This is a genomic window from Clostridium sp. DJ247 (assembly GCF_014231265.1).
In genome coordinates this window covers 1-22,822 of the sequence record NZ_JABAIW010000049.1, presented here as the reverse complement: position 1 = coordinate 22,822, position 22,822 = coordinate 1, and the positions used below count along the sequence as shown (strand labels likewise).

The following is a 22,822-nucleotide window of genomic DNA, read 5'->3' as shown; positions in this document are numbered from 1 at the left end:
AATAATTCTTATTTCATTATCATTACTTAATGTCAATATTTTACTAATAAAGGAGGTACTATATTGTATAAAGATAAAAAAAGTTTAACTTATGTTTTTTTCACATTAGTTTTAGCATTAATTTTATGGTATTTTATGTTTATTATTAAACCTTTTAACTTTTGGATACAAATGAGTGTTTCTATACTAATCCTAATATTTACTTCATTATTTTCGAAAAATAATGTTTTCCAATTTAAGAAAATAACTATCAGAGATATACTTATAGGTATTTTTTCAGCTGTTGCATTATATGCCATATTTTATATAGGGAACATTATATCTGGGTATTTGTTTCCATTTAAAGACGCACAGGTGTTATCAGTTTACAGCAATAAAGCACAAGGAAATTTAAAACTTATAGGAGCACTACTCTTGTTCTTAATTGGACCTGGAGAAGAAATCTACTGGAGAGGCTTTATTCAAACAACTTTAACTAAAAGATTGGGAGAAAATAAAGGATATATTCTATCGGCATTACTTTATTCTTTGGTACACATTGCTACTGGAAACTTTATGTTAATTTTAGCAGCCTTAGTATGTGGATTATACTGGGGATGGATTTATAAGAAAGAACAAAATCTTGTACCAGTAATTATATCCCACGCGCTTTGGGATCTTGCAATATTTATTCTATTCCCAGTAATGTAAAAGGTCAAAAATGAGAAGTGAAAAGTCTAATGTACAAAATATTTTTTCAGCTATTGCTGAAAAATATGATGTTTTAAATACAGTACTAACTCTTAATATTGACAGGCTTTGGAGGAAGAAAGCTATAAATATTTCAAATATAAATAAGAATCATAAAGTTTTAGATTTATGTTGTGGTACTGGCCAAATGATGTATTATGCCTGCAAAAAAGTTGGCAAAGATACTGAAGTTATAGGTATAGATTTTAACGAAGATATGCTTAACGTAGGATACAAACGGCTTTGTAAAAGTATAAACAACTATAAGTTTAAACTACTTAAAGGAGATGTGCAAGCTCTTCCCTTTAATGACTGTAGCTTTGATTGTGTCACTATTGCATTTGGTCTAAGAAACATCCCTGATAAAGCCAAGGCATTATCTGAAATTTATAGAGTACTAAAACCTGGTGGGAAAGCAGTTTGCTTAGAATTATCTACTCCACAAATACCTGTATTTAAACAAGTATACGGATTATACTTTAACTACATACTTCCTATTGTTGGATACCTAGGAACTGGCAGTAAAAGTGCATATTTCTATCTTAGAGATTCTGTAAATAGTTTTATGACTAAAACTGAATTAAATCATGCCTTTAACTCCACAGGTTTCAGTGATGCTGGTTACAAATCTCTATCTGGAGGCATAGCTTCTATACACTATGGTACAAAACCTATTATAACTAAATAACCTGCTATGTTAACAATTAAAAATATTATGTACTTATAGATGTGGAACTTTTAAATTTAATAGTAATATCCTATGCGGAATAAATTAAATTTAAAAGTTCCGTACCTATATGACAAATAAAAGAAGTTAGTATACTAATAATGTAATTAGATATACTAACTTTCTTTATTTAAATAAAGATATAAATTGCTAGTTTTTACTATTGAACTTTCATTTGTCCCATCATGCCACCATCTTCATGTTCTAAAATATGACAGTGATACATAAAGAGTCCTTTTTCAGTGAATTTCATTATAATGCGAACTTTTTCTCCTGGATGAATCAATATTGTATCTTTCCATCCTCTCTCATTTTCAGAAGGTTGCTTTCCATCCCGCGATAGAATTTGGAATTGAACTCCATGAATGTGGAACGGATGACTCATACCGTCCATCATGTCTCCAATATTATTAATTTCCCATATCTCAGTATCATTAAGCTTTACTTTTTCATCAATTCTATTCATATCCATTTTCTTACCATTGATTGTAACCATATTTCCCATGCCTTGAAGATCAAACTTTCTTGTTGTAGACACCGATTCCTGCGAAAGTTTTTCGATTTCAGTTAACTTTTCAGGAATCATTGTATTATCAATATCTTCACCTTTTACATTAAAAGCCATTATATTAAATTTACCACCAGATAACGCTACTGTACTTCCATCTTTGTATTTAGAAAAATCTACTATAATCTCTGCTCTTTCTCCTGGACCTAGCTCTAATTTATTTAATTTAACTGGAGCTCCTAAGAATCCACCATCTGATGCAATTTGCATAAAATCTTCACCGTTACTTAGTTGTAAATTATAATTTCTAGCATTAGATCCATTCACAATTCTAAATCTCATCTTTGTTTTCTTTACATCTAAATATGGTTGCACTGCTCCATTTACTAAGATAGTGTCTCCTAGAGCACCATCCATTGACTTTCTTTGAGAATAAAATATATTTCCATTGTCATCAAAGGTCTTATCCTGGATAACCAAAGGAATGTCATTTACGCCATACTCTTTAGGTATATTTAATTTATTAGACACTTCATCGTCTACATATATAAGTCCTGCTAAACCCTTATATACTTGTATGCTTGTTTTCTCATTAGTATGGGGATGGAACCATAAAGTTGCAGCTGGTTGATTAACATTAAACTTAATATTCCATTGACTTCCAGATTCAATTGGTTGATGAGGACCACCATCTATATCACCATTAACATTTAATCCATGCCAATGTACAGTAGTAGACTCATTTAATTTATTATTTACATGAATGTTTACCTCTTCTCCTCTATTTACACGAATAACTGGTCCTAGGTAATTCCCGTTATATCCATAAGTATTTGTTTGTTTTCCATTAAAGAAAGAAGTTGTTCCTTCCTGAGCACTTAATGTAAAATCTGCTAGATTAGATTCAGGATTCTTATCTTCCAAAAGTTTGGGTATTGGAAGGGCTGTACTTTGTTTTATGCTACCTTTATTACCACCACTTGAATTCATAGGGTCTTGTTCTTCCATATGACTTTTCATTATAGTTTTAGTTTCAGATAATTTATTTTCGTTATGGTTATTCTTAATAACACTCGAAGCTAAATAATAACCTAGAGCAGTGGTAGCTGCAATTAACACTGCAATTAGTATACTTCTTTTTTTATTCATATAAACTCCTCCATATATAATACTATTTATTATTTGATAATAAATCTTAAATAAATTATATATTATTTTTGTAAAGAAATTATGAAGAACTTGTAGTTTTAAAACTCATGATAATAAAGAGACTCGTATCTACTACGAATCTCTTTGTTATATTCTTATAAGTTATTCTATTTTGTACCTTTTCTGGTATTATTACTATTTTACTCTTCTTGCTGTTAGATAATCACTTCTACTCATTGGAGATACCTTAATTACGTCACCTGTACGAGGTGCATGTATGTAAGCACCATCACCTATATAAATACCCATATGGTGAGGATTACTTGATGTACCAAAGAAAACTAAGTCTCCTGGCTGTAATTGATCACGCGATACGGATGTACCATTATTTATCTGATCATATGTTGTTCTTCCTAAAGATACTCCAAAATGAGCATATACATACTGTGTAAAACCAGAGCAATCAAAACCAGGGCTTGGAGACGTCCCCCCCCATACATAAGGTGTACCCAAAAAATTTGAAGCATAAGCTATAACATTACCATTGCTTATAGGTGCTGCTCCTCTTGATAGATTAACTTTAGGTGCTGCCTTCCTTATATCATCTACTTTCTTAACTGCACTATTTACAACAGCTTCATCAGCTCGTGATACATATAGCCTTTCTTGTTGTTTGGCTTGTACTAATAATTTTTTTTGCTCTTCCTTACTTTTATTAAGATCTGATAGCTTTTTTTCATTATCAGATTTTAAAGCTAATAACTTCTTATTTGTAGCCATCAAGCTTTCTTTTTTCTTATTAATATCATCTTCTTTGGCTTTGTAGTAAGCTGTCATTTTCTTATCAAATTCTATAATCCTTTTAACGTTATCAAGTCTTGAAATAAAATCTCCAATGCCATTAGAGTCTAATAATATATTTATGTACTCACTGGTACCACTTATGTACATTACTCTCATTCTTTTATTGAATAACTCTTCTTGCCCTTTTATGTCTTTTTTAGCCTTCTCAAGATCAGCTTCTGCACTTTTTATATCATTTTGCGTTTTTACTATTTGTTTTTTGTTATCATCAATTTTTTTCATAACAGTTTCTATTTGGTTGTCCAATTTTTCTATATTCATTTCTAAATTCTCAGTTTTTTGCTTTAAATCATTTACATTAGTAGTTGAAGGTTGAGCAAATACTGAAGTGCTGGTTACTAATGTTAGTGTTAATGCTACAACTGCTACAAGTTTCTTTAGTGCTTTATTCAATTTTATCACTCCTAACTAAGATATTTTCAATGGTTATTCATACTATAAGAGTTTAAATATGAATTCTTGCGACTTTAACTACATTCCAAATAGGCTTGTTCTATGTAATATTTTTAAGTATGTATTTCAACACTATCTAAGGTTTAATAGTCGCCTTTACATTATACAAAATTAATATGTAGATTTTATGAAGAAAAATGTCATTTTTACAGTTTACTGAGATCAAAAATTACTATTATTGTCCTCTGGCAATCTTATAAATATTTAATTTACTAATTCTAAACTTTCCACCAAAACAAAAAATTCCTACTCAAAATTTAAATAGGAGTTTTTTGTATCGTTACTCTAATATTTTCTTACTCTATAACATTAACTAAGTAACATTAACTGATAATTTCCTTATTGTTTTGTAGTAGAATTATGCTCTAGTGTATTAACTCAATTAGTTTTTCGCCTTTTACTTCTTCTGATTTCCATTCAATAACTGCAAAATTCCCCTTAGAAATTTTATTCACCTTATTTATCCAAGTTATCTCATTGCTTGCTTTTGCCTTAAGAATCTCATTAGTAGTATCTGTTGCAAACAAGCTAGAATTTATAACCCACCATTTACTATTAATTCCTGCTCTCTTTAAATCCTCTTCTAATCTCATAGCTTCATGTACAGGTGTGGTTTCAGCTAAAGTTACAATAATGACTTCTGTTTCATTAGCATTTCTAAGCTTAGGTAAAAGCTTTTTAACTGATTCTGGTACATCACCTTGTGAACGCTGTATTTCTCTGTGATAACTTTGGGTAGAATCTAATAACAGTAATGTATGACCCGTAGGAGCAGTATCTATAACTACCACTTCATTTTCAGCTCTTTCAACTATTTCTGCAAAAGCTCTAAATACAGCAATTTCCTGAGTACAAGGAGATCTTAAATCTTCCTCTACATAAGCTATATCTTCTTCATTCATTGTTTCCTTTGCTTTGCTTAACACTTCTTCTTTATACTTTTCTAGTTCTTTCTTTTCATCAACATGGCTTAAAGTAATACCATAGCCATCATCTAAAACAAACTTTAAGTGCGCTGCTGGATCTGTGGTAGTTAAATGTACCTTTTTACCTTTTTCAGCAAGACCTAAGGCAATAGCTGCTGCTATAGTAGTTTTACCAACTCCGCCCTTTCCCATTGTGAAAATTACTTTTTTGTCTGTGCTGTATAAATCATCAATAACAGTCTTTAAACTCGATACCTTCTCAACATTTAAAGTTTCATTACTATATTTAATGTTATCTTCCTTTAAAAAAGCCCTTACATTATCAAGTCCTGTTACATTGTAAGGTCTTAATGGAATTTCATAGGTTTCTAGTTTTTTTACATGTTCAGGAATATCCTTTAAAGCCTTCTGTTGTTTTATATAAATTGCATTTGAAAGATTATCATCATAACTTTTTAGAACTCCATTAATAACTAATATCTGATTATTTACCCCTATATCTTGTAATTCCTTAGATGCTCTTTCAGCTTCCTTTAAAGGTGTATTTTCTGGTCGTGATACAAGTATAAGAGTAGTTTTCTCTTTATCTGATAAAGTTTTTACAGCATTTTTATAAATTTCTTTTTTACTTTCAAGTCCTGACAACTGTCCTAAACAAGATGCTCCATGAGTACTTTCACTTATAAAATTACTCCAAGCTGATGGAAGCTGCAGCATTCTCAAGGTATGTCCCGTTGGAGCAGTGTCAAATATGATATGGTCAAATTCCTTTTGTACTTTTTCGTCAGTTATAAAATTAGAAAACTCATTAAAAGCTGCGATTTCTACAGTACAAGAACCTGAAAGTTGTTCTTCCATATTTTTTATTACTACATCTGGAAGCTTTCCTCTATATGGACCAACAACACTTTCTTTATATTCTCTAGCAGCTTCTTCAGGATCAAAATTTGCCACCACTAAGTTTGTCACTTCCTTAATAGCAACGCCTTTATTATTTAACTCAGTGTTAAATACATCCTGCAAATTTGAAGCTGGGTCTGTACTTATAAGCATAATTTTTTTACCTTGGTCTGCTAAGCTTACCGCAGTTGCACAAGCTGTTGATGTTTTTCCTACGCCGCCTTTACCCGTAAAAAATAGATACTTAGTTAAGTCTATATTATTTGGATTAAAAGTCTTTATCATAGTTACCCCTCTTTCCTTCAGTTAACAACACCCATCTTTGCAGCCACATCCTCTAGACTTAATTTTAAAACCAGTCTTCAAATAATCTTCTGGTATATCAAGAAGCTTACAAAATTCCTCATTAGTTGGATATGACTTTGTTTTTACTATAATATTATCAACTATAGTAACTGGTAATATATCTACTCCATCACTATTCAATAGTTCATTGACAATTTTATTGTCAACAAAAGCTTGGGGATTATTTGTTAAATTATATCTTTCAACTACAATACCTTTTTTGTTTAAACTGTTTAATACTGTAGCCACTCTTAATAACTCTGTGTCAACACTTGGGCCACATACACCTGTTGAACAACACATAGCAGGGTCAAAAATAATCATTTTTTTCATAACTTATCGCTCCTTTAATTAAATTAATATTTTCATTACTCGCTGTCACAATTAGATTTATTTTTCTCTTTACAAATACAATCATCTGTATTAGTCAGAAGAGTCATTAAGAATAGCACTAGTCTATTTGAGTTATTGTTATCTAAATAATAATGACTCCATAAACCTTCTTTTCTAGACTTTACAAGACCACACTCCATTAACACTTTCATATGATGAGATAGTGTGGGCTGAGTAAAATTAAAATCTTCTAATATATCACAAGCACATTTCTCACCACAGGACAATATATCAAGAATTTTTAACCTACTTGTATCTGATAAAGCTTTAAATATTTTAGCATTAAGTTCATAGTTTTTGTCCATTACATCACCTCTTACATAGATACTCATCTATGTACAGTATAGATGATTATCTATGTATAGTCAATATAATCCATATATTTTAATAAAAATAATACTGTTATATATATCATTCTCTATATAACAGTATTATATGTGTACAATCCATAAATGTTCTACTATAAACCCGGATTTTAAAAAATTAATGGCGGTTGCCTGTTGATTTAAAATTTTAGTTGACTGGTTAAATAGATGTTTGATACATCAAAAGAAATTCTCATAAGCTTCCATTCTTTCTGGTTTTCTAAGTTAGCATATCTTTGGTGATGTAATATTATTCAGCGTTACTAAACAGGAATAATTAATAAAACTTTGTAAATAATTATACTGTATTTTTACTTAATTAAACCGGAAAGGCTAGATTATAAGATAAACTTTCCTATTATATTCATCGTCTATTAGAAAATAAAGTAATGGAGGAATTTATGATCATATTCTTAATTAAAACTATTTTACTCAACCTTATATTATTGATGATCCTTCTATTTATCTTTTGTTATTATTTATCAAAAAAGGTTACCCATCCTAAGATCCACAAATATGAGGAAACTTACCAATGGGAAATAGAGCATGGGAGAATCGTAGAGGATCAATTTAAGAATTTACAAAAAGAGGAAGTTTTCATTGATTCACCGTATGGTTATAAAATTCACGGCTTGTATTTTCCAAACAAAAATTCGCAAAAAGCAGTGATTCTTTGTCATGGTATCACGTGGACTTTATGTGGTTCACTTAAATATGTTCAAATGTTTTTAAAAAAAGGATTTTCAGTATTAATCTATGATCATCGAAACCATGGTTTAACTGGTGGTAAAGACACTTCCTATGGATATTTTGAAAAGTTTGATTTAAAAGCGTGTACAGACTGGGTATCCAATCAACTGGGAAAAGACGCTGTAATCGGACTTTTGGGAGAATCCATGGGAGCAGGAACGGTTTTGCAAAATATCGCCATAGACTCAAGAATTAAATTCTGTATTGCAGATTGTGGATATTCCGATATTGTCACCTTATTTAAATACCGATTGGGAAAAGATTTTAAAATTAAGCGATTACCCATAGTAGAAATCACCAGTATTATTACAAAACTAAGAATTGGGTGGAGCTTTAAGGATATATCTCCAATTAGATCTATTTCAAAAGTAGATACACCTATATTATTTACCCACGGTGAAGCCGATGATTTTGTCCCTACTTGGATGAGTAAAGAAATGTACAAAGCTAAAAAGGGATTTAAGGATATATATATTGCTCCTAATGCAACACATGTAGAAACATACTGGAAGAATATGCAGGAATATGAAAACAGGGTAGACCGATTTCTAAAAGAAAATGGGATTACAAAACAATCCATTTCAGCTCCAAAAATCCAATCATAAACTACGGATATAAGGGCAAACTAAGTTTTGTACGAATTTGTTAGATTGGAGGTCTAATGTCATGGAGTTATCGCCAAAGTTATATCATTACTTTGTTCGACCCAAATGGTTTTCAAATATATTTTTTGATAAAATGTTGCGGGATTTAGTTGACTTTAGAGGTAAGACTACCCTAGATTTTGGGTGTGGTATTGGCTCTAGTTCCTTCTTGTTTTCGTCATCAGCTTATGTTGGAGTTGATTGTGATGATAACAGGATAGAGTATGCTAAAAAATTGCATCCTGAGCATAATTTTATAACTATTAAAGATGAAAGATTACCGCTATTAGAAAATTCTGTTGACTATGTTATAATTTTATCAGTACTTCATCATATTCCTTCTGAGTCAATAGCTGAATACCTCAAAGAATTTAAAAGAGTACTTAAATCCGATGGTAGCCTAATAATAGTAGAGCCCTGTTTTTACGAAAAAGCCAGTTTACCCAACTGGTGCATGTCTAACTTTGATAAAGGGAGATATATTCGAGATGAGGATGAATATTTAGACATATTTAGAAAAGCTAACTATAAAACAAAAGTTATAAAGAGGTATAATCAACTGTTATTTTACAATAAGATTATGTTTTCTGCATCTCCTATTATCAGTTTCTAATGAAGATATAGATAACATGATTTATATACTTTCATCAGTATTAGATAAAGTTTTACATTAAAACTATCAATATAGAGTTATGGTTAACTTTGATTAATTGTACAGAAGCTTGTAAAAGGTTACTTACACTTAAGCTTTTTCTATATTAATATAATATTTTACTCAATTATTGTGAAACTAGAGAACTTACTAAAAAACAAAAGACTAGTTTTTATAATCTAGTCTTTTGTTTTTAATATTTTATATATTCACTAATATATTATTAATACTTTCACTTACCTTTAAACGTTCATCATAAACCCATTCCTTATCAAATTCTAGGTTAAAAGCCTTTGAGAAAGAGTAATATAGATTTATTTTTTGATAATATAGTTCTAGTTCATGTAACTCCTTCATTAAACATTGGGGCTTTGATAACATATTATTTTTAGCCACAAAAACTTCATCTATAAAGCTAAGAAAAGTATTCATCATATAGTTATTTGATACATCAAAAGGAATTCTCATAAGCTTCCATTGAATTTTTTCCTCTAGCTTGTAGCCCTTAATACTATCTAGTATTATTAAATATTCTCCTATATCCATCTTTCTATAGAAATAAATTTTTTCTTCTCTTGTGCTCCACAAAGCCAATTTTTCTCTAAGTGATAAGCTTTTTATTTTTAGTATAGCCTCACTTGGTCCTAAAACTGCCTTTTCAACAATTTTATCCTGTGTGTCTATCATTTCTCTTACAAAATCCTGAGTACCTCCATAAGAAGCTACATATCCAACATCATAAATTCCTTTCCTACCAGCCCTTCCTGCAATTTGTTTAACCTCTTGAGAATTTAAATACCTTACCTCACTGCCATCAAATTTCCTTACATCCATAAACACTACTCTTCTAATTGGCAGATTAACTCCCATTCCTATAGCATCTGTGGTTATTAATATTTTTGTATCTTTTTTTATAAATTGTTCATACTGTTTTCTTCTTACTTCTGGAGGTAAATCTCCATATATTAAACTGGCTTTAATGCCTAAATCTTTATAATGATAAGCTAATTCTAGTACCTTTTTCTTTGAAAATACAACTAGTGCATCTCCCTCTTGAATTTGTTTATATCCAAAGGCCTCCTGTTGTATATCAAGAGGTATATCCCTTTTATATTCTTTAATTTCGTACTCATCTTGACAATCCACCATTATTTTTATAAGGAGTTCTTTAGTGTTTAATGCTCCACAAATATGTATTTCTGTACATTTTAATGCCAAAATAGCCCTAGTCCAAGCTGCCCCTCTTTGATCATCATTTATCATTTGAATCTCATCAATTACCGCTACATCATAAATTTCTTCAGTATCTAGTTTCTCAATAGTACAGGATATATGCTGTGCTCCCTCTACTATTATTTCTTCTTCTCCTGTAATAAGACTGCACCTAACCCCTTCTGAATTTAATCGTTCATAGTTCTCTAGTGCTAATATTCTTAATGGAGAAAGATATATTCCTTTATTAGCTTTCTTTAGACTTTGAATTGCATTATAAGTTTTCCCAGTATTAGTTTCGCCAAGATGAAGAAATAATTTCCTTATAACTTTTCTTGCATCTTCATATTCATTTTTAGGATTAGATGGGAATATAACATCAAATTCTTTTGATATTAATTTAGGAATATGACTTGTAATTAATACTCCCATAATTCCTGATCTTAAATAATTTTCATAGTTATCTTTCACTATTTCCTTAAAGTTAAAATTAGAATCATTTTTTTTATTATAATCTTGAACTAATTTTTCTGATATATATTCTAGTAACTCTAAATATCTATCATATACATAACTAAAATCTTTAATGCCTGCATTCCTAAACTCTTCTAAAAGTCTTATTTTCTTTCTTATAGAAGCTTCATGTTCCCATAATGCATTTACTTTAGTATGTCTTACTATCTCCTCCGTTTGAGCAATTTGATTCTTTATTTTTCTAAAGTTCCTTTCAATAGCTCCTCTTTTCATTTTCCTTCCTCCTAGCTAGGATTTATAAATTTAGCTTTCCCATATACAATGCATAAAATATCATAAAATTTTTGTATAGTAAATATTTCATTTACAATTAAAATTATACAAAATTTATTGAACTATATATAAGTATATCTATATTATGATTATAGAAGCAATTAAATTTATGTGGTTTATAATGAATTTAGAAGGTAAATTAACTAAACTACTTAATACTTCAAAAGTACTAGATATGGATAATAACTCAAAAATTGTATTCATAAGCGATTGTCATCGTGGGGATGCCAGCTGGAAAGATAACTTAGAGCCTAATAGAAACATCTACTACGCTGCACTAAACTATTACTATAAGAATAGCTATACCTATATTGAAATAGGTGATGGTGATGAACTATGGGAAAATAGAAACTTTATAAACATTTGTGAATCCTATAATGATGTCTATAAATTACTTTATAAATTTCATTTAGATGAAAGGTTTCATATGATTTTTGGCAATCACGATATGGTAAAGAAAAACAAAAAATTTATTGATATTATTAATAATCATGTAGTGAAAAGAAAAGTAAAAAAACATGAGCTTGCAGCTTCTATGCTATACGAAAACATAGATATACACGAGGGATTGGTTTTAAATTATTTACCTAGTAATGAAAAAATTTTAGTTATTCATGGCCATCAAGGAGATATTATAAATGATAACCTATGGCTGCTTAGTAGATTTGCAGTTCGCTATATTTGGAGTGTGCTAGAAGGTGTATTCGGCTTTAAAGATACCACTAGTCCTGCAAAAAATTATAAGAGAAAGACCAGTGTAGAAAAGAAAATAATGCATTGGATATTAATAAATAAATGTATGGTAATAGCTGGTCATACTCATAGGCCTTACCTTCCTAAGCCTGGAGATATTCCATATTTTAATGATGGAAGCTGTGTAAGTCCATATTCTATCACCTCCATTGAAGTTAACTGTGGCAAGATTTCTTTAGTTATATGGAGAGTAGAAACAAGGTCTAATGGTGATTTCTTCGCCAATCGCGAAGTTATAACTGGCCCTGAACTGCTTTGTAATTATTTCAAGTAGCAATTTTATTTAGTGAAGTTTTTTAAAATAACTATGTTGCAAAATATTGTTTAAAAACCCCATACTTGCTAAAGTACGGGGTTAAATTTATCAATCTTCGTCTAAGATAATGAGATATTTACCAGATAACACATTTAGTTTAAATTATAATAAAAACACCATCGTAGTTATAGGTACGGAACTTTTAAATTTAATTTATTTACTTAAATCTATTGTTACAGCCTTGTCCTTATATATATTCAGCTTATAAGGCATAGAATATTGTATGCTGTAACTTTCAAACCTTTTAGGATTTTTAAAGACCAGAGTGAATTCATCTTTATTTTCCATATATATCTGTTTTTCGTTATCGCAGAACAAAGTATCTCCATAAATATTACCTATAATGTAATAAAAAATTGTAATAAGTTTCAAGTTTAATTGTATAATTTTATCAGTTACAAAAGTTTACACAATATAATATTTAACAATAACAGGAATTCAGCATATTCAGAAAGCTTTGCAAGTAACAACTCTATTATATTATAAAATTGTTACTTGCAAAGTTCTGACTATTATTTATTTGATATATGGTTGACTTTACCTTAACTTTTGATAAAATTATTTTATAAATTCAGAATAAAAATCTATTTTTAAAGGATGGTGGTTTTTATAAATAGATATTTTATACAAGTGTTTGGAAGGGTTCAAGGGGTAGGCTTTAGATATCATACAGCTTATACTGCAAGTAGCTTTGGTTTAACAGGGTGGGTAAAGAATTGTGATAATGGAAGTGTTGAACTAGAGGTACAGGGAGAATATAATTCGTTAACCTTGTTTGTAGAAAAATTAAAGCATGGAAACAGATTTGCTAAGGTAGACAATCTTTCCTTAATAGAAATAGAACCAAAGAATAACGAAAAGTCATTTAAAGTAATTTACTAATATCTTTACTAAAGTAGTGCCAAACATAAAGACATGTTACCAGTTAAGAATTTACATTTAAGTACTTTCCAATAAATTTTAGTAAAGGATTTGATAAAGAACTTAGAAACTTAGATTTAGCTGAAACACTGGTAACATATTTTTAACTGTACATGAAGTTTCCATGACAAAACTTTAAAATTAATCTTCCTTCTTTAATATTTTATTTATAATTTTCTCTTCTATTAATTCACTCTTACTAAATCCCTTTTTAAAATATCTTATTTGTTTATAACTTATACCATTAAGTTGAAAATCTAATACATCAACCCTATCTCCACTATAAATTACTGGTTCCTTTTGTTGTTTTAAAAACACATGTACTTCCATAATTTTCTCTCCTCTTGGTAAATTTATATTTAATATATTTCTCTAATAAATCACAAACTTATTAAAGTTAATTATTTGTGTTATAATCTTATTATTTATGAATACTATTATTAGCATAAAGTGTTATCTTAAGATTATACAATAGTTTAAGTAATTATACAAAAGGAGTGTTGCAAATGGACAGTTTCAAAACAATGCTAAAAAAATATGCAGAGCTTTCTATTAAAGTTGGAGTAAACCTTCAAAAAAATCAAACCCTTGTTATTAATTCACCCATTGAATGTGCTGAATTTACAAGGCTTTTAGCTAAAGAAGCTTATAACGCTGGAGCTAAGGATGTCCATGTTGAATGGAGTGATGAGGAACTTTCCCTTATAAAGTTTACAAGTGCACCAGAAGAAGCTTTTAAAGAGTTTCCTAAATGGAGAGCAGAAGGTTTTGAAGAACTGGCCAAAAATGGAGCTGCTTTTTTATCAATATCAGCGTCAAATCCTGAACTTTTAAAGGATGTAGATCCCAAAAGAATTGCAGAATCAAATAAAGCTAAATCCATTGCTCTAAAGAAATATAGAGAATACATAATGAATAGTACAGTAGCTTGGTGCGTAGTATCTATACCAACAGAAGCTTGGGCAAAAAAGGTTTTTTCAGACTTAGCTGAAGATAAAGCAGTTGAAAAACTTTGGGAAACTATTTTTAATATAGTGAGAGTTGATAAAGCAAACGCTGTAGATGCTTGGAAGGAACACTTGACTAATCTTAAACAAAAAGTTGATTTTTTGAACGAAAAAAAATTTAAAAAGCTGCATTATGTTTCAAAGGATACAGATTTAATAATAGAGTTACCTGAAGCACATATCTGGGCCGGTGGCGGAGAATATAATTCAAAGGGAACATACTTTGTTGCAAATATGCCAACTGAAGAAGTATTTACTCTTCCACAAAAGACTAAAGTAAATGGTACAGTAAAAAGTACCAAACCTTTGAATTATGGGGGTAACTTAATTAATAATTTTGTACTTACATTTAAAGATGGTAGAATAGTAGACTTTTCTGCAGAAGAAGGTTACGAAACCTTAAAAAAACTAATTGAAACAGATGAAGGGTCTCATTATTTAGGTGAAGTTGCTTTAGTTCCTTATAATTCCCCTATTTCAAATTCAAATATTATATTTTATAATACACTATTTGATGAAAACGCCTCCTGCCATTTAGCTATAGGAGAAGCTTACCCAATTTGTCTGGAGAACGGAAGTAATATGAATAGTGAAGATTTAGAAAAGGCTGGTGCAAACCTGTCTCTAACTCATGTGGACTTTATGATAGGCTCACCAGATCTCAATATTACTGGAGAAACTAGAGATGGAAAAGTTATTCAAATATTTAAAGATGGAAACTGGGCATTTTAATAAATCTGCATATATAACCGTGTCCGAAATTTAACTTATGCTCCGGAATCTGCTGCCAAACTTCGGCACGTTAAAAACTTTTAATTAGTCTAAAGTTCGTGTTTATGAAAATCTAAGAACCTTTGATAAACTCGTACCTCAAACATATCAAAGCTCCTAAGATTTTCAAAAACACTTCACTAAGACTAATAAAAAAGTTTTTAAAAGTGCCATCAGTTTTGGCATCATATTCCTACGTATAAGTTAAATTTAAAAGTTCCGTACCTATAACTATACTTCATAGTTTTTAGTTTCTATGTTTTATTAAAAAAGTGGTATTATACATTGTCTATTTATATATGGAGGCAAATACGGAAAGTTTCTGTAATAATTCGCTGCCGATCTATATCTTTCTATTTGTAATCTAGAAACATAGCTATAGTATATTCTTGATAAATACTTAAAGTCCGGTCTTGATGCTAAAGTTAATAAAAACGCTGTCTTTGTAGCTCCTGGCTTTCTTTTTCTATTAAGTTCCTTGATTATTTCATTTGATGTTTTTATACCTATACCATGACCATAATATGTGCCATTACCTAAATCTATGGCATTTTCCCCTTGCCATTCTGGAGTTACTGGATTTACATCTGGATTTTTGAAATATTTGCAATCTCCAGGTAAGGAATCTGTATCATCATAAACATAATCCAGTCTAAGATTTTTATGAATATGATTCCAATTCATTAATTGTATATTTGTAAACAAATTATCAAAAATATTTGGAGAAAAAGTTTCAAGAATAGCTTTGTAATAAACTATAACTATAGCTGTTGCACATTCCGTTCCATATTGTGATCCATTAATAAATATATCTTTTATAGCAACAGATGGACTTATTCCTTCCTTTAATAAAAATCCTCCTTCGTTAGTTCTGTTCCAATATTTGGTATTACATTTAGATTTACGGAAGGTTTCAAAGGAAAATTGACTATTATTTAATGCTCTAGCTGCAATAACAATATTTTTTCTCAAACTCAACTCAAATTTTAATTCATTTAGAGAATTGTATTCATAGGTTCTATTACTGGATGCCATTTTATCAATAATTTTTCTTTCTACGCTTCGTGGAGTATATTGATTTGCAATACTACTAGAACTAATTATATCACCATTAATCTTAATCATTTTACTCCTCCTACTTTAGCAATACTAATTTGTTCTGAAATATCATATTGAATCCATTTGTTCCAAAGGACTATATTTTTTCTATATACTGTAACAGAAAAGTTTGCTAGTAGTACTTTAGTATTTCCATCTAAACTACTGAATGTTTCTATTAATTGATTTTCCCTTGGTGTTAAGGATTCTATTATTTTTCCTGTATCTATAGATACGTTTTTACATAAATACTTAGCTTTCAAAACTACAACGTAAGGAGTAGGATTGCTGCTCTGTTGAAAGCTCTCACCTGTAAAGTGTAGGAAAAAAATATTTTCTTTAATCCAATACAGGAAAGTCAAGTAGTTTTTATTACCATCAATATTTGTCCCCATATTTATGCCTGGAATAAAGCTTAGTAATTTACTGGCTAATTCTATTTCTTGTAAATCACCAGTTTTTAAATGATTTGCAATTAATATTAAACTATTAGGATCTCCCGCTTCAAAAAAAGCCCAGATTAAATCATGAATTAGAAAACCTTTTTTATATCTTTCAAAGATCATGTCTACAATAGTAGGTAATACGGTTTTATCTTTATATACCTTTGCCAAAAGTATTGCACTAACATCTAAAACTTCGTCAAGTTTCTCATTTAATCCATCAGTACTAGCTCCTGTTACTAGTATCCATTTCAAGGATGAATGAACAACTTGTATATAGTCATAACATAAATATTCCATATTAGTATGTTTCTTTGAGTTGGTCAGCATATCATTAATAATTTCCAAGGTAATTTTGTTTCGTAAATCTAAGCTATTTAAAATATTTGATTCTTCTATTAATGGAATAAGTGCAAATAAGGAAGGAAACTTTAACTTAGTATCATTAATAAAGCTAACAGCTTTATTAATATCTTTTTCAATGAGTTCCTTAAAAAAAGCTATTAATTTATCTGTTCCATTGTCTGCTCTCATTTTATCTAATAAATTTACATTACTTGAATAAATATTCTCTATGGTCACAACTTTTCTCCTTCCAATGATTACTAAATGAATCTATTTCTAAAATTAAAGCTTATATTATAATATTCCATACATATATTTTTTGTTAAATAATTATATTTACTTAGAATACAAATACAAGCTAAAAAGACTATAAACCACCATTAGTCTATAGTCTTTTTAGCTTGTATTAAATTTAAGTGAAATTATTGACCTATAGTCTTAAGTATGCCCCTAGAAATAGCCTGTGCCGTTATATTTTGAAAACTATCATCATTTAGAAGAGACTCTTCTTTAAGATTACTTATAAAACCAACCTCTATCAAAACAGATGGTGCATTAGTATTTTTTATAACATAAAAATTCGCAGTTTTCACTCCTCTGTCATAAGAACCTGTAGCTTTAATTAATTCATCCTGAATAGCTTCAGCAAGCTTTTCTCCTTCTGTACTTCCAGCATAATAATATGTCTCTACACCATTTGCTTCTTTTGCATTAGCACTATTAGCATGTATAGATACAAAGTATGTAGATTCTGCGTTATCTGATATGACACACCGTGCTTGAAGGTCTTGTCCCACATCTGCTGGCCAAGAAACATTATCAGAAGTTCTTGTATAAACTACATCTATTCCACTTTGTTCAAGTAATTTCCCAACTTTTAGACTAATAGCTAAGTTAACATTTTTCTCTAAAACTCCTGTAGGACCTACAGCTCCAGAATCATAGCCACCATGACCAGGATCTATTGTTATAACTATAGGACTTCCATTTATAAGCCTTTTTACAACTGAGTCATATACTACACTTGTTCCTCCAAGTACCTTTATTGTAGATATTGATTGTATGTTTGATTTAACTAATCTTTGTTGACTTCCCTGCGAATTATTAACCAAAACTATTGGTGAAGCAGTCTTTGCCGCTGCCGCTGATCCAGATAAGGCATCAGCAAAACCATCACCATTAGCCACATATGTAGTATCTAAGCTTATATTTCCTAAAAATTCGCTAATAACTGCAGTATTAGTCTCGTATCTATCATTTCCACTTAATCTTTTATAACTTAAGCCACTTAATGAATCATCACTTATGGCTCCACTGCCACCTATTACAAAATAATTATTAATGCTATTACTATTTAAATATTGCTTAACTGTATTAGGCATATGATCTGGAAGAGTAAGCACTATAGGCATTTGTTTTGCCCCTGCTATAGATGCTACAGATAGTGCATCTGGGAAATTTTCTCCTGAAGCAATAACAACTCCATTATTTGTTCCTATTAATTTTGCTACTTCTATACTAGTGTCATATCTATTACTCCCTTGTATACGAGTAACTTTCACGCCTTTATCTCCCAGTAATTTTACAATATTATCAGATACTGCACCCGTTCCTCCAACTATAAAAGCATTTTTAGCTTTTAATCTTATTATTTCATTTAATACACTATCTCTAATATTACTGCTTTCTGTTAACAAAATAGGAGCATTATACTTTTTAGCCAATGGTGCTGCACAAAGAGCATCTGGAAAGTTTTCTCCTGAAACCAGTATTACATAATCTGATTGCTGCCACTCTTCCTGTGAAATTTTCACCGAAGTATCGTACCTATCAATACCTCCAACTCTTTCAATTGTTGGTGCAGCAGATACTTTAAAATTCACGACAAAAATTACGCAGAAAAAAGCACAGAAAAACAGTAAAAGATTTTTTCTACTACACATTCTTTCATCTCCTTGTACATATTTTATATGAATGACCTATTTCATTCTAACACATTTTCGAATTATGTAGAAGAAAGTTATACGCATTAATGGAATGTTAACAATTCATAGTTATTTCATTGAAATTCATAGGGATATTTGCTAAACTTATACATATATTATTTTGTTATATGGAGTTATTATATATTATGAAAAATATAAGTAGCCAAATTATTTTATCTTTGATTATTATAGCCCTTGGATATCTATTCAAAAGAATTAATATTATAAAAGAAAAAGACGGAGAAGGTGTATCTAGGATTATATTTAATGTTACTCTCCCTGCTTTAATTATAAACACTTTTAATTCTATAAATATTGATTTTTCTTTAATAATGTTATCTTTAATAAGTATTATCTATGGGATATTTATGTCTATAATAGCTCTCTTTGTCTTTAGAAAAGAAGGGAAGTCTACACGTGGTATGTTATCTATGTTAGTTCCTGGTTTTAATATAGGGCTATTTGCCTATCCTCTAGTTGAGTCTATCTGGGGACAAAAAGGATTAAAATACTTTGGTATGTTTGATATGGGTAATTCCTTAGTACTCTTTGGAATATGCTATTTAATCGCAAGCTACTTCTCACCAAGTGAATCTACCATTGATTTTAAAAATATATCAAAAAAAATATTTACTTCTATTCCACTAATGAGTTATATTATTACTTTGGCAGTTAACCTTTCCGGACTACATTATCCTTCGGGAATTATTGAAATATGTGCAATCCTAGGAAGAGCCAATATGCCTTTATCCCTTCTTTTGTTAGGTATATACTTAAACTTCTCTATTGATGCAAAATATAAAATAAATATAATAAAAATATTGTCAATGAGATATTTTATTGGAATATTAGTAGGAGTCTTACTTTTTGTTCTAATGCCATTTGACTCACTTTTTCGTTATACTTTGCTTATAGGACTTATACTACCTATTGGCATGGCTGTAATTCCATTTTCTATACAATTTAAATACGATGAACAATTTGTTGGAACCTTATCTAATATTACTATCATAGTAAGCTTTATACTAGTGTGGATTATCGTTGCTCTATCTACAGTTATTAAGTAATCTGTGCTGTGGACAACCTGTATTTTTTATAAATCAATGTCATTTAGTTACCATACTACATAAGATAAATTAGATGTTATAAATTTTATGGAGGAATTTTTATCTTGTGTTATTTACACCAATTTTGTTGTCCAGTAAGTTTACTTTACCATAATGCTAGACTTCCATATATATTTAATAATAACTTTTTAAACCATGAGAATGTTTCATGGCGTGCAAACACCGTAACAGCTAAGTTTAAAGAGATTAAAGTAAAAAATAAATATATTGAGGAAGATTTAAAGATACCTATTTTACAAGGAATACCTAATGCTACTATACAAAATAATATTAATAACTCTATACAAGGCGACATTATGGAATTTAAAAATCAAATGGAAGAAGCTGCTAGAGAATATGGCTCTGAAGCTGAAAAACTTGGAAAAAAGTTTGTACCTTATAAAATTTCTAATAACTATACCATTACTTATAATAGAAACAATATACTCAGTTTATCAGTTATTTATTATGAGTTTATCAGTGGAAGAAGCTACTATATTAGAGCAACCTATAACTTTAACATTAATACAGGAAAGTCTCTAGGTTTAGAAGATTTATTTAAGCCTGGGGTATCCTATAAGGAACTAATTAATTCTGAAATACGAAAACAATTAATAATGAATAAAGAAAAATATCCTCCAGATGCAGTGAAAAATTTTAAGGGTATTAAGGAAGATCAACCATTTTATTTGGAAGATAACAATATAGTTTTATTTTTTGGATTTCACGAAATCGCACCAACAGTATCTGAAATACCTGTTATCAAGATTCCTTTTTCTACTTTTAAGGATAAGTTAAAGCTTATGTTTTAATTTCATCATATTTATAGATTTGGAGCTTTTAAATTTAAAAGATGTCCTATGTCTAAAAAACTAAAAAGGCTGTTAACAGTATATCTTCTTACTTAACAGCCAATAATATTTCACATAAAATACTCTAATACTTCCACTGAAGTAAAGAATTCTGCTTATATCATCGTCCAGAAATCATAAGCATATCCTTTGGTTACAAATTCGTATGGCATATAAAAATATCCATGTTCTCCCCAATTGGCTCCCCAACTATTACGAACTATTAAATATCCTTGTGGGGCTTCGCTCCATTTAAACATAAATTTTAATTTTGAGAGTGTATTCTGAGTATCTATATAGCCTACAATTAGCACTGCATGTCCACCATAATTTTGCTCAGTTGACTTAGGTATAGTCATGCGCCCTGTTCTTGCCACTTCTTCTGATTGAAAGCTGTCATATACATCCATACCTGCTAAAACTCCTTGTTGCCTAAATGCTATATTCTGCTTTATTTCATCTAGTGTATTTAGTTTTCTATAGGAATTTATTTTATATACTTGAGCATTATTAATCGCATCATTAGAAGGCTGTATAGAAAAGTTGTTAACATCATACGGCATATACATTTCTTCGCAAATCCCAAATTTATTAGCAGCCTTACATATATCTCTTACGGATGCCCCTGAATCTTCTGTTACAGTTCCCTTCAAGCTCCTTTCCATATAGTATAAAAATAGCCTAGATAACATCAATCTTGAATTATTAGCTAACAAAGCCCTACATGCACAACCTGCATTAGCAGTACAAGAACCTAACTCGCCCTGATCATAAACAGGAGGACACTTATATCTTAAATCCACTGATGGAGGTAATTTCACTGAAGCTATAGGTGATATTGAATGTGCAAAATGAAAATCTCTTTCATCAAATTTATCTTTCCTTAAATTATATTTATAATTCATCATTAGTCATCTCCTTCAGTACAATATATTCCATATGTAACTTTGTTGATATATATGTCTCGAAAAACATATATGTCAACATTCTTCACTTCTTCATATAATAAAGTGAAACTTCAATCATATAAGTTTTCTAACTTTTTAAATCAATAGTTGAGTAAACTTTAGTAACTATACAAATCAAAAATGGATGAACAAGGAGGAAGAATAGGTGGAATATATTTATAATGCTTCTGAATATAACTCTGGTTATTTAAATGATAATAGAATTTACGATGCTTATAATAATCATGTAGGATATATTAGCGGTTCTGAAATTTATGACGTTAACTATAATCTCATGGGTTATATAGCTGATGGAACTGTCTATAATGCATATGGAAGCCCAGTTGGCTACACTGATGGCTATACTGTATTAGATAACTCCTATAATTATGTAGGACGTGTAAACAGCACCTTTGGTGGTCTTGTAGCTGCAGCTGGATTACTTTTATTACTAGGTGGTCTTGGTACTTTTGGATATGGTGGTTTTGGATATCCAGGATTTGGATACCCCGGCTTTGGTTTTGGCTACGGAGGCTTTGGCTACCCAGGCTTCTTTTAGCAGAAAATAAACTTACTGTTAATATAGTAACTTTATATTTAAAATAACCTATGATGAAATAATCTGTGTTATCTTCAACTAAAGCTAATTTATAACTGTTGAAAATAACACAGATTATTAATTTTCTTTAACCGTAATTTAATCTATGGAAACATATATAGATACCCACAGCTTAAATTTAACTTATATCCAGGGATATGTTGCCAAAACTGATTAAAAGTTTTTAACGTGCCGAAGTTTAGCAGCATATTCTGGAGTATAAGTTAAATTTCAGGCATGAGTATCTATAGGGTTCC

Annotated in this window: 22 protein-coding genes; 10 read left to right on the top strand and 12 right to left on the bottom strand. The window is 29.9% G+C overall.

The window, feature by feature from the left end:
* The first annotated feature begins 63 nt into the window (after nucleotides 1–63).
* Both HGI79_RS17410 and ubiE read left to right on the top strand, forming a co-directional pair.
* Nucleotides 64–690 carry a CPBP family intramembrane glutamic endopeptidase gene (locus HGI79_RS17410; protein ID WP_241428252.1) on the top strand — a complete coding sequence of 209 codons (627 nt, stop codon included), beginning with the start codon at nucleotides 64–66 and terminating at the stop codon, nucleotides 688–690.
* Between the two features lie 10 nt (nucleotides 691–700).
* The gene (gene ubiE, locus HGI79_RS17405; protein WP_185651949.1) at nucleotides 701–1,417 is read left to right on the top strand and encodes a bifunctional demethylmenaquinone methyltransferase/2-methoxy-6-polyprenyl-1,4-benzoquinol methylase UbiE; all 717 of its coding nucleotides are present in this window, start codon (nucleotides 701–703) and stop codon (nucleotides 1,415–1,417) included.
* 199 nt (nucleotides 1,418–1,616) lie between these two features.
* Here the strand turns inward: ubiE and HGI79_RS17400 are convergent, their stop codons facing one another.
* From HGI79_RS17400 to HGI79_RS17380, 5 genes are all read right to left on the bottom strand, one after another.
* Complete coding sequence (locus tag HGI79_RS17400) at nucleotides 1,617–3,113, bottom strand: multicopper oxidase family protein (protein ID WP_185651948.1); 1,497 nt, start codon at nucleotides 3,111–3,113, stop codon at nucleotides 1,617–1,619.
* A gap of 195 nt (nucleotides 3,114–3,308) precedes the next feature.
* The gene (locus HGI79_RS17395) at nucleotides 3,309–4,370 is read right to left on the bottom strand and encodes a C40 family peptidase (protein WP_185651947.1); all 1,062 of its coding nucleotides are present in this window, start codon (nucleotides 4,368–4,370) and stop codon (nucleotides 3,309–3,311) included.
* Between the two features lie 425 nt (nucleotides 4,371–4,795).
* A complete protein-coding gene (gene arsA / locus HGI79_RS17390) occupies nucleotides 4,796–6,541 on the bottom strand; it encodes an arsenical pump-driving ATPase (RefSeq protein ID WP_185651946.1) in 1,746 nt (581 codons plus the stop codon).
* Between the two features lie 21 nt (nucleotides 6,542–6,562).
* A complete protein-coding gene (arsD, locus tag HGI79_RS17385; RefSeq protein ID WP_185651945.1) occupies nucleotides 6,563–6,934 on the bottom strand; it encodes an arsenite efflux transporter metallochaperone ArsD in 372 nt (123 codons plus the stop codon).
* A gap of 35 nt (nucleotides 6,935–6,969) precedes the next feature.
* Entirely contained in the window at nucleotides 6,970–7,299 is a 330-nt protein-coding gene (locus tag HGI79_RS17380; RefSeq protein WP_185651944.1) for a helix-turn-helix transcriptional regulator, read from the bottom strand.
* A 461-nt stretch (nucleotides 7,300–7,760) separates the two neighbouring features.
* Between HGI79_RS17380 and HGI79_RS17375 the strand changes: the two genes are divergently transcribed.
* Together HGI79_RS17375 and HGI79_RS17370 are read left to right on the top strand one after the other, a co-directional pair.
* A complete protein-coding gene (locus tag HGI79_RS17375; protein WP_207725819.1) occupies nucleotides 7,761–8,714 on the top strand; it encodes an alpha/beta hydrolase in 954 nt (317 codons plus the stop codon).
* Nucleotides 8,715–8,775: 61 nt separating this feature from the next.
* A complete protein-coding gene (locus tag HGI79_RS17370) occupies nucleotides 8,776–9,366 on the top strand; it encodes a class I SAM-dependent methyltransferase (protein WP_185651943.1) in 591 nt (196 codons plus the stop codon).
* Nucleotides 9,367–9,606: 240 nt separating this feature from the next.
* On the opposite strand, the gene HGI79_RS17365 is transcribed toward HGI79_RS17370, so the two are convergent.
* Nucleotides 9,607–11,364: a helicase-related protein gene (locus tag HGI79_RS17365; RefSeq protein ID WP_185651942.1), complete on the bottom strand. Its 1,758-nt coding sequence runs from the start codon at nucleotides 11,362–11,364 to the stop codon at nucleotides 9,607–9,609.
* Between the two features lie 181 nt (nucleotides 11,365–11,545).
* Here HGI79_RS17365 and HGI79_RS17360 point away from each other — a divergent pair, with 181 nt between their 5' ends.
* Entirely contained in the window at nucleotides 11,546–12,451 is a 906-nt protein-coding gene (locus tag HGI79_RS17360; RefSeq protein ID WP_185651941.1) for a metallophosphoesterase, read from the top strand.
* A gap of 195 nt (nucleotides 12,452–12,646) precedes the next feature.
* Here HGI79_RS17360 and HGI79_RS23355 read toward each other — a convergent pair whose 3' ends face one another.
* Nucleotides 12,647–12,781, bottom strand: a complete 135-nt coding sequence (locus tag HGI79_RS23355) for a hypothetical protein (protein WP_278046725.1) — start codon at nucleotides 12,779–12,781, stop codon at nucleotides 12,647–12,649.
* Between the two features lie 342 nt (nucleotides 12,782–13,123).
* Between HGI79_RS23355 and HGI79_RS17355 the strand changes: the two genes are divergently transcribed.
* A complete protein-coding gene (locus tag HGI79_RS17355) occupies nucleotides 13,124–13,375 on the top strand; it encodes an acylphosphatase (protein ID WP_313885226.1) in 252 nt (83 codons plus the stop codon).
* Between the two features lie 180 nt (nucleotides 13,376–13,555).
* Here HGI79_RS17355 and HGI79_RS17350 read toward each other — a convergent pair whose 3' ends face one another.
* The gene (locus HGI79_RS17350; RefSeq protein ID WP_185651940.1) at nucleotides 13,556–13,744 is read right to left on the bottom strand and encodes a hypothetical protein; all 189 of its coding nucleotides are present in this window, start codon (nucleotides 13,742–13,744) and stop codon (nucleotides 13,556–13,558) included.
* A gap of 176 nt (nucleotides 13,745–13,920) precedes the next feature.
* Here HGI79_RS17350 and HGI79_RS17345 point away from each other — a divergent pair, with 176 nt between their 5' ends.
* Nucleotides 13,921–15,153 carry an aminopeptidase gene (locus tag HGI79_RS17345; RefSeq protein WP_185651939.1) on the top strand — a complete coding sequence of 411 codons (1,233 nt, stop codon included), beginning with the start codon at nucleotides 13,921–13,923 and terminating at the stop codon, nucleotides 15,151–15,153.
* Nucleotides 15,154–15,456: 303 nt separating this feature from the next.
* On the opposite strand, the gene HGI79_RS17340 is transcribed toward HGI79_RS17345, so the two are convergent.
* The 3 genes from HGI79_RS17340 to HGI79_RS17330 form a co-directional block, all read right to left on the bottom strand.
* Complete coding sequence (locus HGI79_RS17340) at nucleotides 15,457–16,317, bottom strand: protein-glutamine gamma-glutamyltransferase (RefSeq protein ID WP_185651938.1); 861 nt, start codon at nucleotides 16,315–16,317, stop codon at nucleotides 15,457–15,459.
* On the bottom strand, nucleotides 16,314–17,315 hold the full coding sequence (locus HGI79_RS17335) for a hypothetical protein (protein ID WP_313885225.1): 1,002 nt from the start codon (nucleotides 17,313–17,315) through the stop codon (nucleotides 16,314–16,316). Before HGI79_RS17335 ends, HGI79_RS17340 begins: the two co-directional genes overlap by 4 nt.
* Before the next feature lie 185 nt (nucleotides 17,316–17,500).
* Nucleotides 17,501–19,021, bottom strand: coding sequence for a cell wall-binding repeat-containing protein (locus HGI79_RS17330; RefSeq protein WP_185651937.1), 1,521 nt, complete (start codon nucleotides 19,019–19,021; stop codon nucleotides 17,501–17,503).
* A gap of 188 nt (nucleotides 19,022–19,209) precedes the next feature.
* On the opposite strand from HGI79_RS17330, the gene HGI79_RS17325 reads away from it, so the two are divergent.
* Both HGI79_RS17325 and HGI79_RS17320 read left to right on the top strand, forming a co-directional pair.
* A complete protein-coding gene (locus HGI79_RS17325; protein ID WP_185651936.1) occupies nucleotides 19,210–20,130 on the top strand; it encodes an AEC family transporter in 921 nt (306 codons plus the stop codon).
* Nucleotides 20,131–20,234: 104 nt separating this feature from the next.
* Nucleotides 20,235–20,981 carry a DUF3298 and DUF4163 domain-containing protein gene (locus HGI79_RS17320; protein WP_207725814.1) on the top strand — a complete coding sequence of 249 codons (747 nt, stop codon included), beginning with the start codon at nucleotides 20,235–20,237 and terminating at the stop codon, nucleotides 20,979–20,981.
* A 155-nt stretch (nucleotides 20,982–21,136) separates the two neighbouring features.
* Here HGI79_RS17320 and HGI79_RS17315 read toward each other — a convergent pair whose 3' ends face one another.
* Entirely contained in the window at nucleotides 21,137–21,928 is a 792-nt protein-coding gene (locus HGI79_RS17315) for a C1 family peptidase (protein ID WP_241428251.1), read from the bottom strand.
* A 205-nt stretch (nucleotides 21,929–22,133) separates the two neighbouring features.
* Here HGI79_RS17315 and HGI79_RS17310 point away from each other — a divergent pair, with 205 nt between their 5' ends.
* On the top strand, nucleotides 22,134–22,526 hold the full coding sequence (locus HGI79_RS17310) for a 5-fold beta-flower protein (RefSeq protein WP_185651935.1): 393 nt from the start codon (nucleotides 22,134–22,136) through the stop codon (nucleotides 22,524–22,526).
* Nucleotides 22,527–22,822: the final 296 nt, after the last annotated feature.

What these genes read in the sequence shown, in the direction of transcription:
- ubiE (WP_185651949.1), top strand. Translation starts at nt 701, where the DNA reads ATGAGAAGTGAAAAGTCTAATGTACAAAATATTTTTTCAGCTATTGCT.
- HGI79_RS17400 (WP_185651948.1), bottom strand. Translation starts at nt 3,113, where the DNA reads ATGAATAAAAAAAGAAGTATACTAATTGCAGTGTTAATTGCAGCTACC.
- arsA (WP_185651946.1), bottom strand. Translation starts at nt 6,541, where the DNA reads ATGATAAAGACTTTTAATCCAAATAATATAGACTTAACTAAGTATCTA.
- arsD (WP_185651945.1), bottom strand. Translation starts at nt 6,934, where the DNA reads ATGAAAAAAATGATTATTTTTGACCCTGCTATGTGTTGTTCAACAGGT.
- HGI79_RS17380 (WP_185651944.1), bottom strand. Translation starts at nt 7,299, where the DNA reads ATGGACAAAAACTATGAACTTAATGCTAAAATATTTAAAGCTTTATCA.
- HGI79_RS17375 (WP_207725819.1), top strand. Translation starts at nt 7,761, where the DNA reads ATGATCATATTCTTAATTAAAACTATTTTACTCAACCTTATATTATTG.
- HGI79_RS17370 (WP_185651943.1), top strand. Translation starts at nt 8,776, where the DNA reads ATGGAGTTATCGCCAAAGTTATATCATTACTTTGTTCGACCCAAATGG.
- HGI79_RS17365 (WP_185651942.1), bottom strand. Translation starts at nt 11,364, where the DNA reads ATGAAAAGAGGAGCTATTGAAAGGAACTTTAGAAAAATAAAGAATCAA.
- HGI79_RS17360 (WP_185651941.1), top strand. Translation starts at nt 11,546, where the DNA reads ATGAATTTAGAAGGTAAATTAACTAAACTACTTAATACTTCAAAAGTA.
- HGI79_RS23355 (WP_278046725.1), bottom strand. Translation starts at nt 12,781, where the DNA reads ATGGAAAATAAAGATGAATTCACTCTGGTCTTTAAAAATCCTAAAAGG.
- HGI79_RS17350 (WP_185651940.1), bottom strand. Translation starts at nt 13,744, where the DNA reads ATGGAAGTACATGTGTTTTTAAAACAACAAAAGGAACCAGTAATTTAT.
- HGI79_RS17345 (WP_185651939.1), top strand. Translation starts at nt 13,921, where the DNA reads ATGGACAGTTTCAAAACAATGCTAAAAAAATATGCAGAGCTTTCTATT.
- HGI79_RS17340 (WP_185651938.1), bottom strand. Translation starts at nt 16,317, where the DNA reads ATGATTAAGATTAATGGTGATATAATTAGTTCTAGTAGTATTGCAAAT.
- HGI79_RS17330 (WP_185651937.1), bottom strand. Translation starts at nt 19,021, where the DNA reads ATGTGTAGTAGAAAAAATCTTTTACTGTTTTTCTGTGCTTTTTTCTGC.
- HGI79_RS17325 (WP_185651936.1), top strand. Translation starts at nt 19,210, where the DNA reads ATGAAAAATATAAGTAGCCAAATTATTTTATCTTTGATTATTATAGCC.
- HGI79_RS17315 (WP_241428251.1), bottom strand. Translation starts at nt 21,928, where the DNA reads ATGATGAATTATAAATATAATTTAAGGAAAGATAAATTTGATGAAAGA.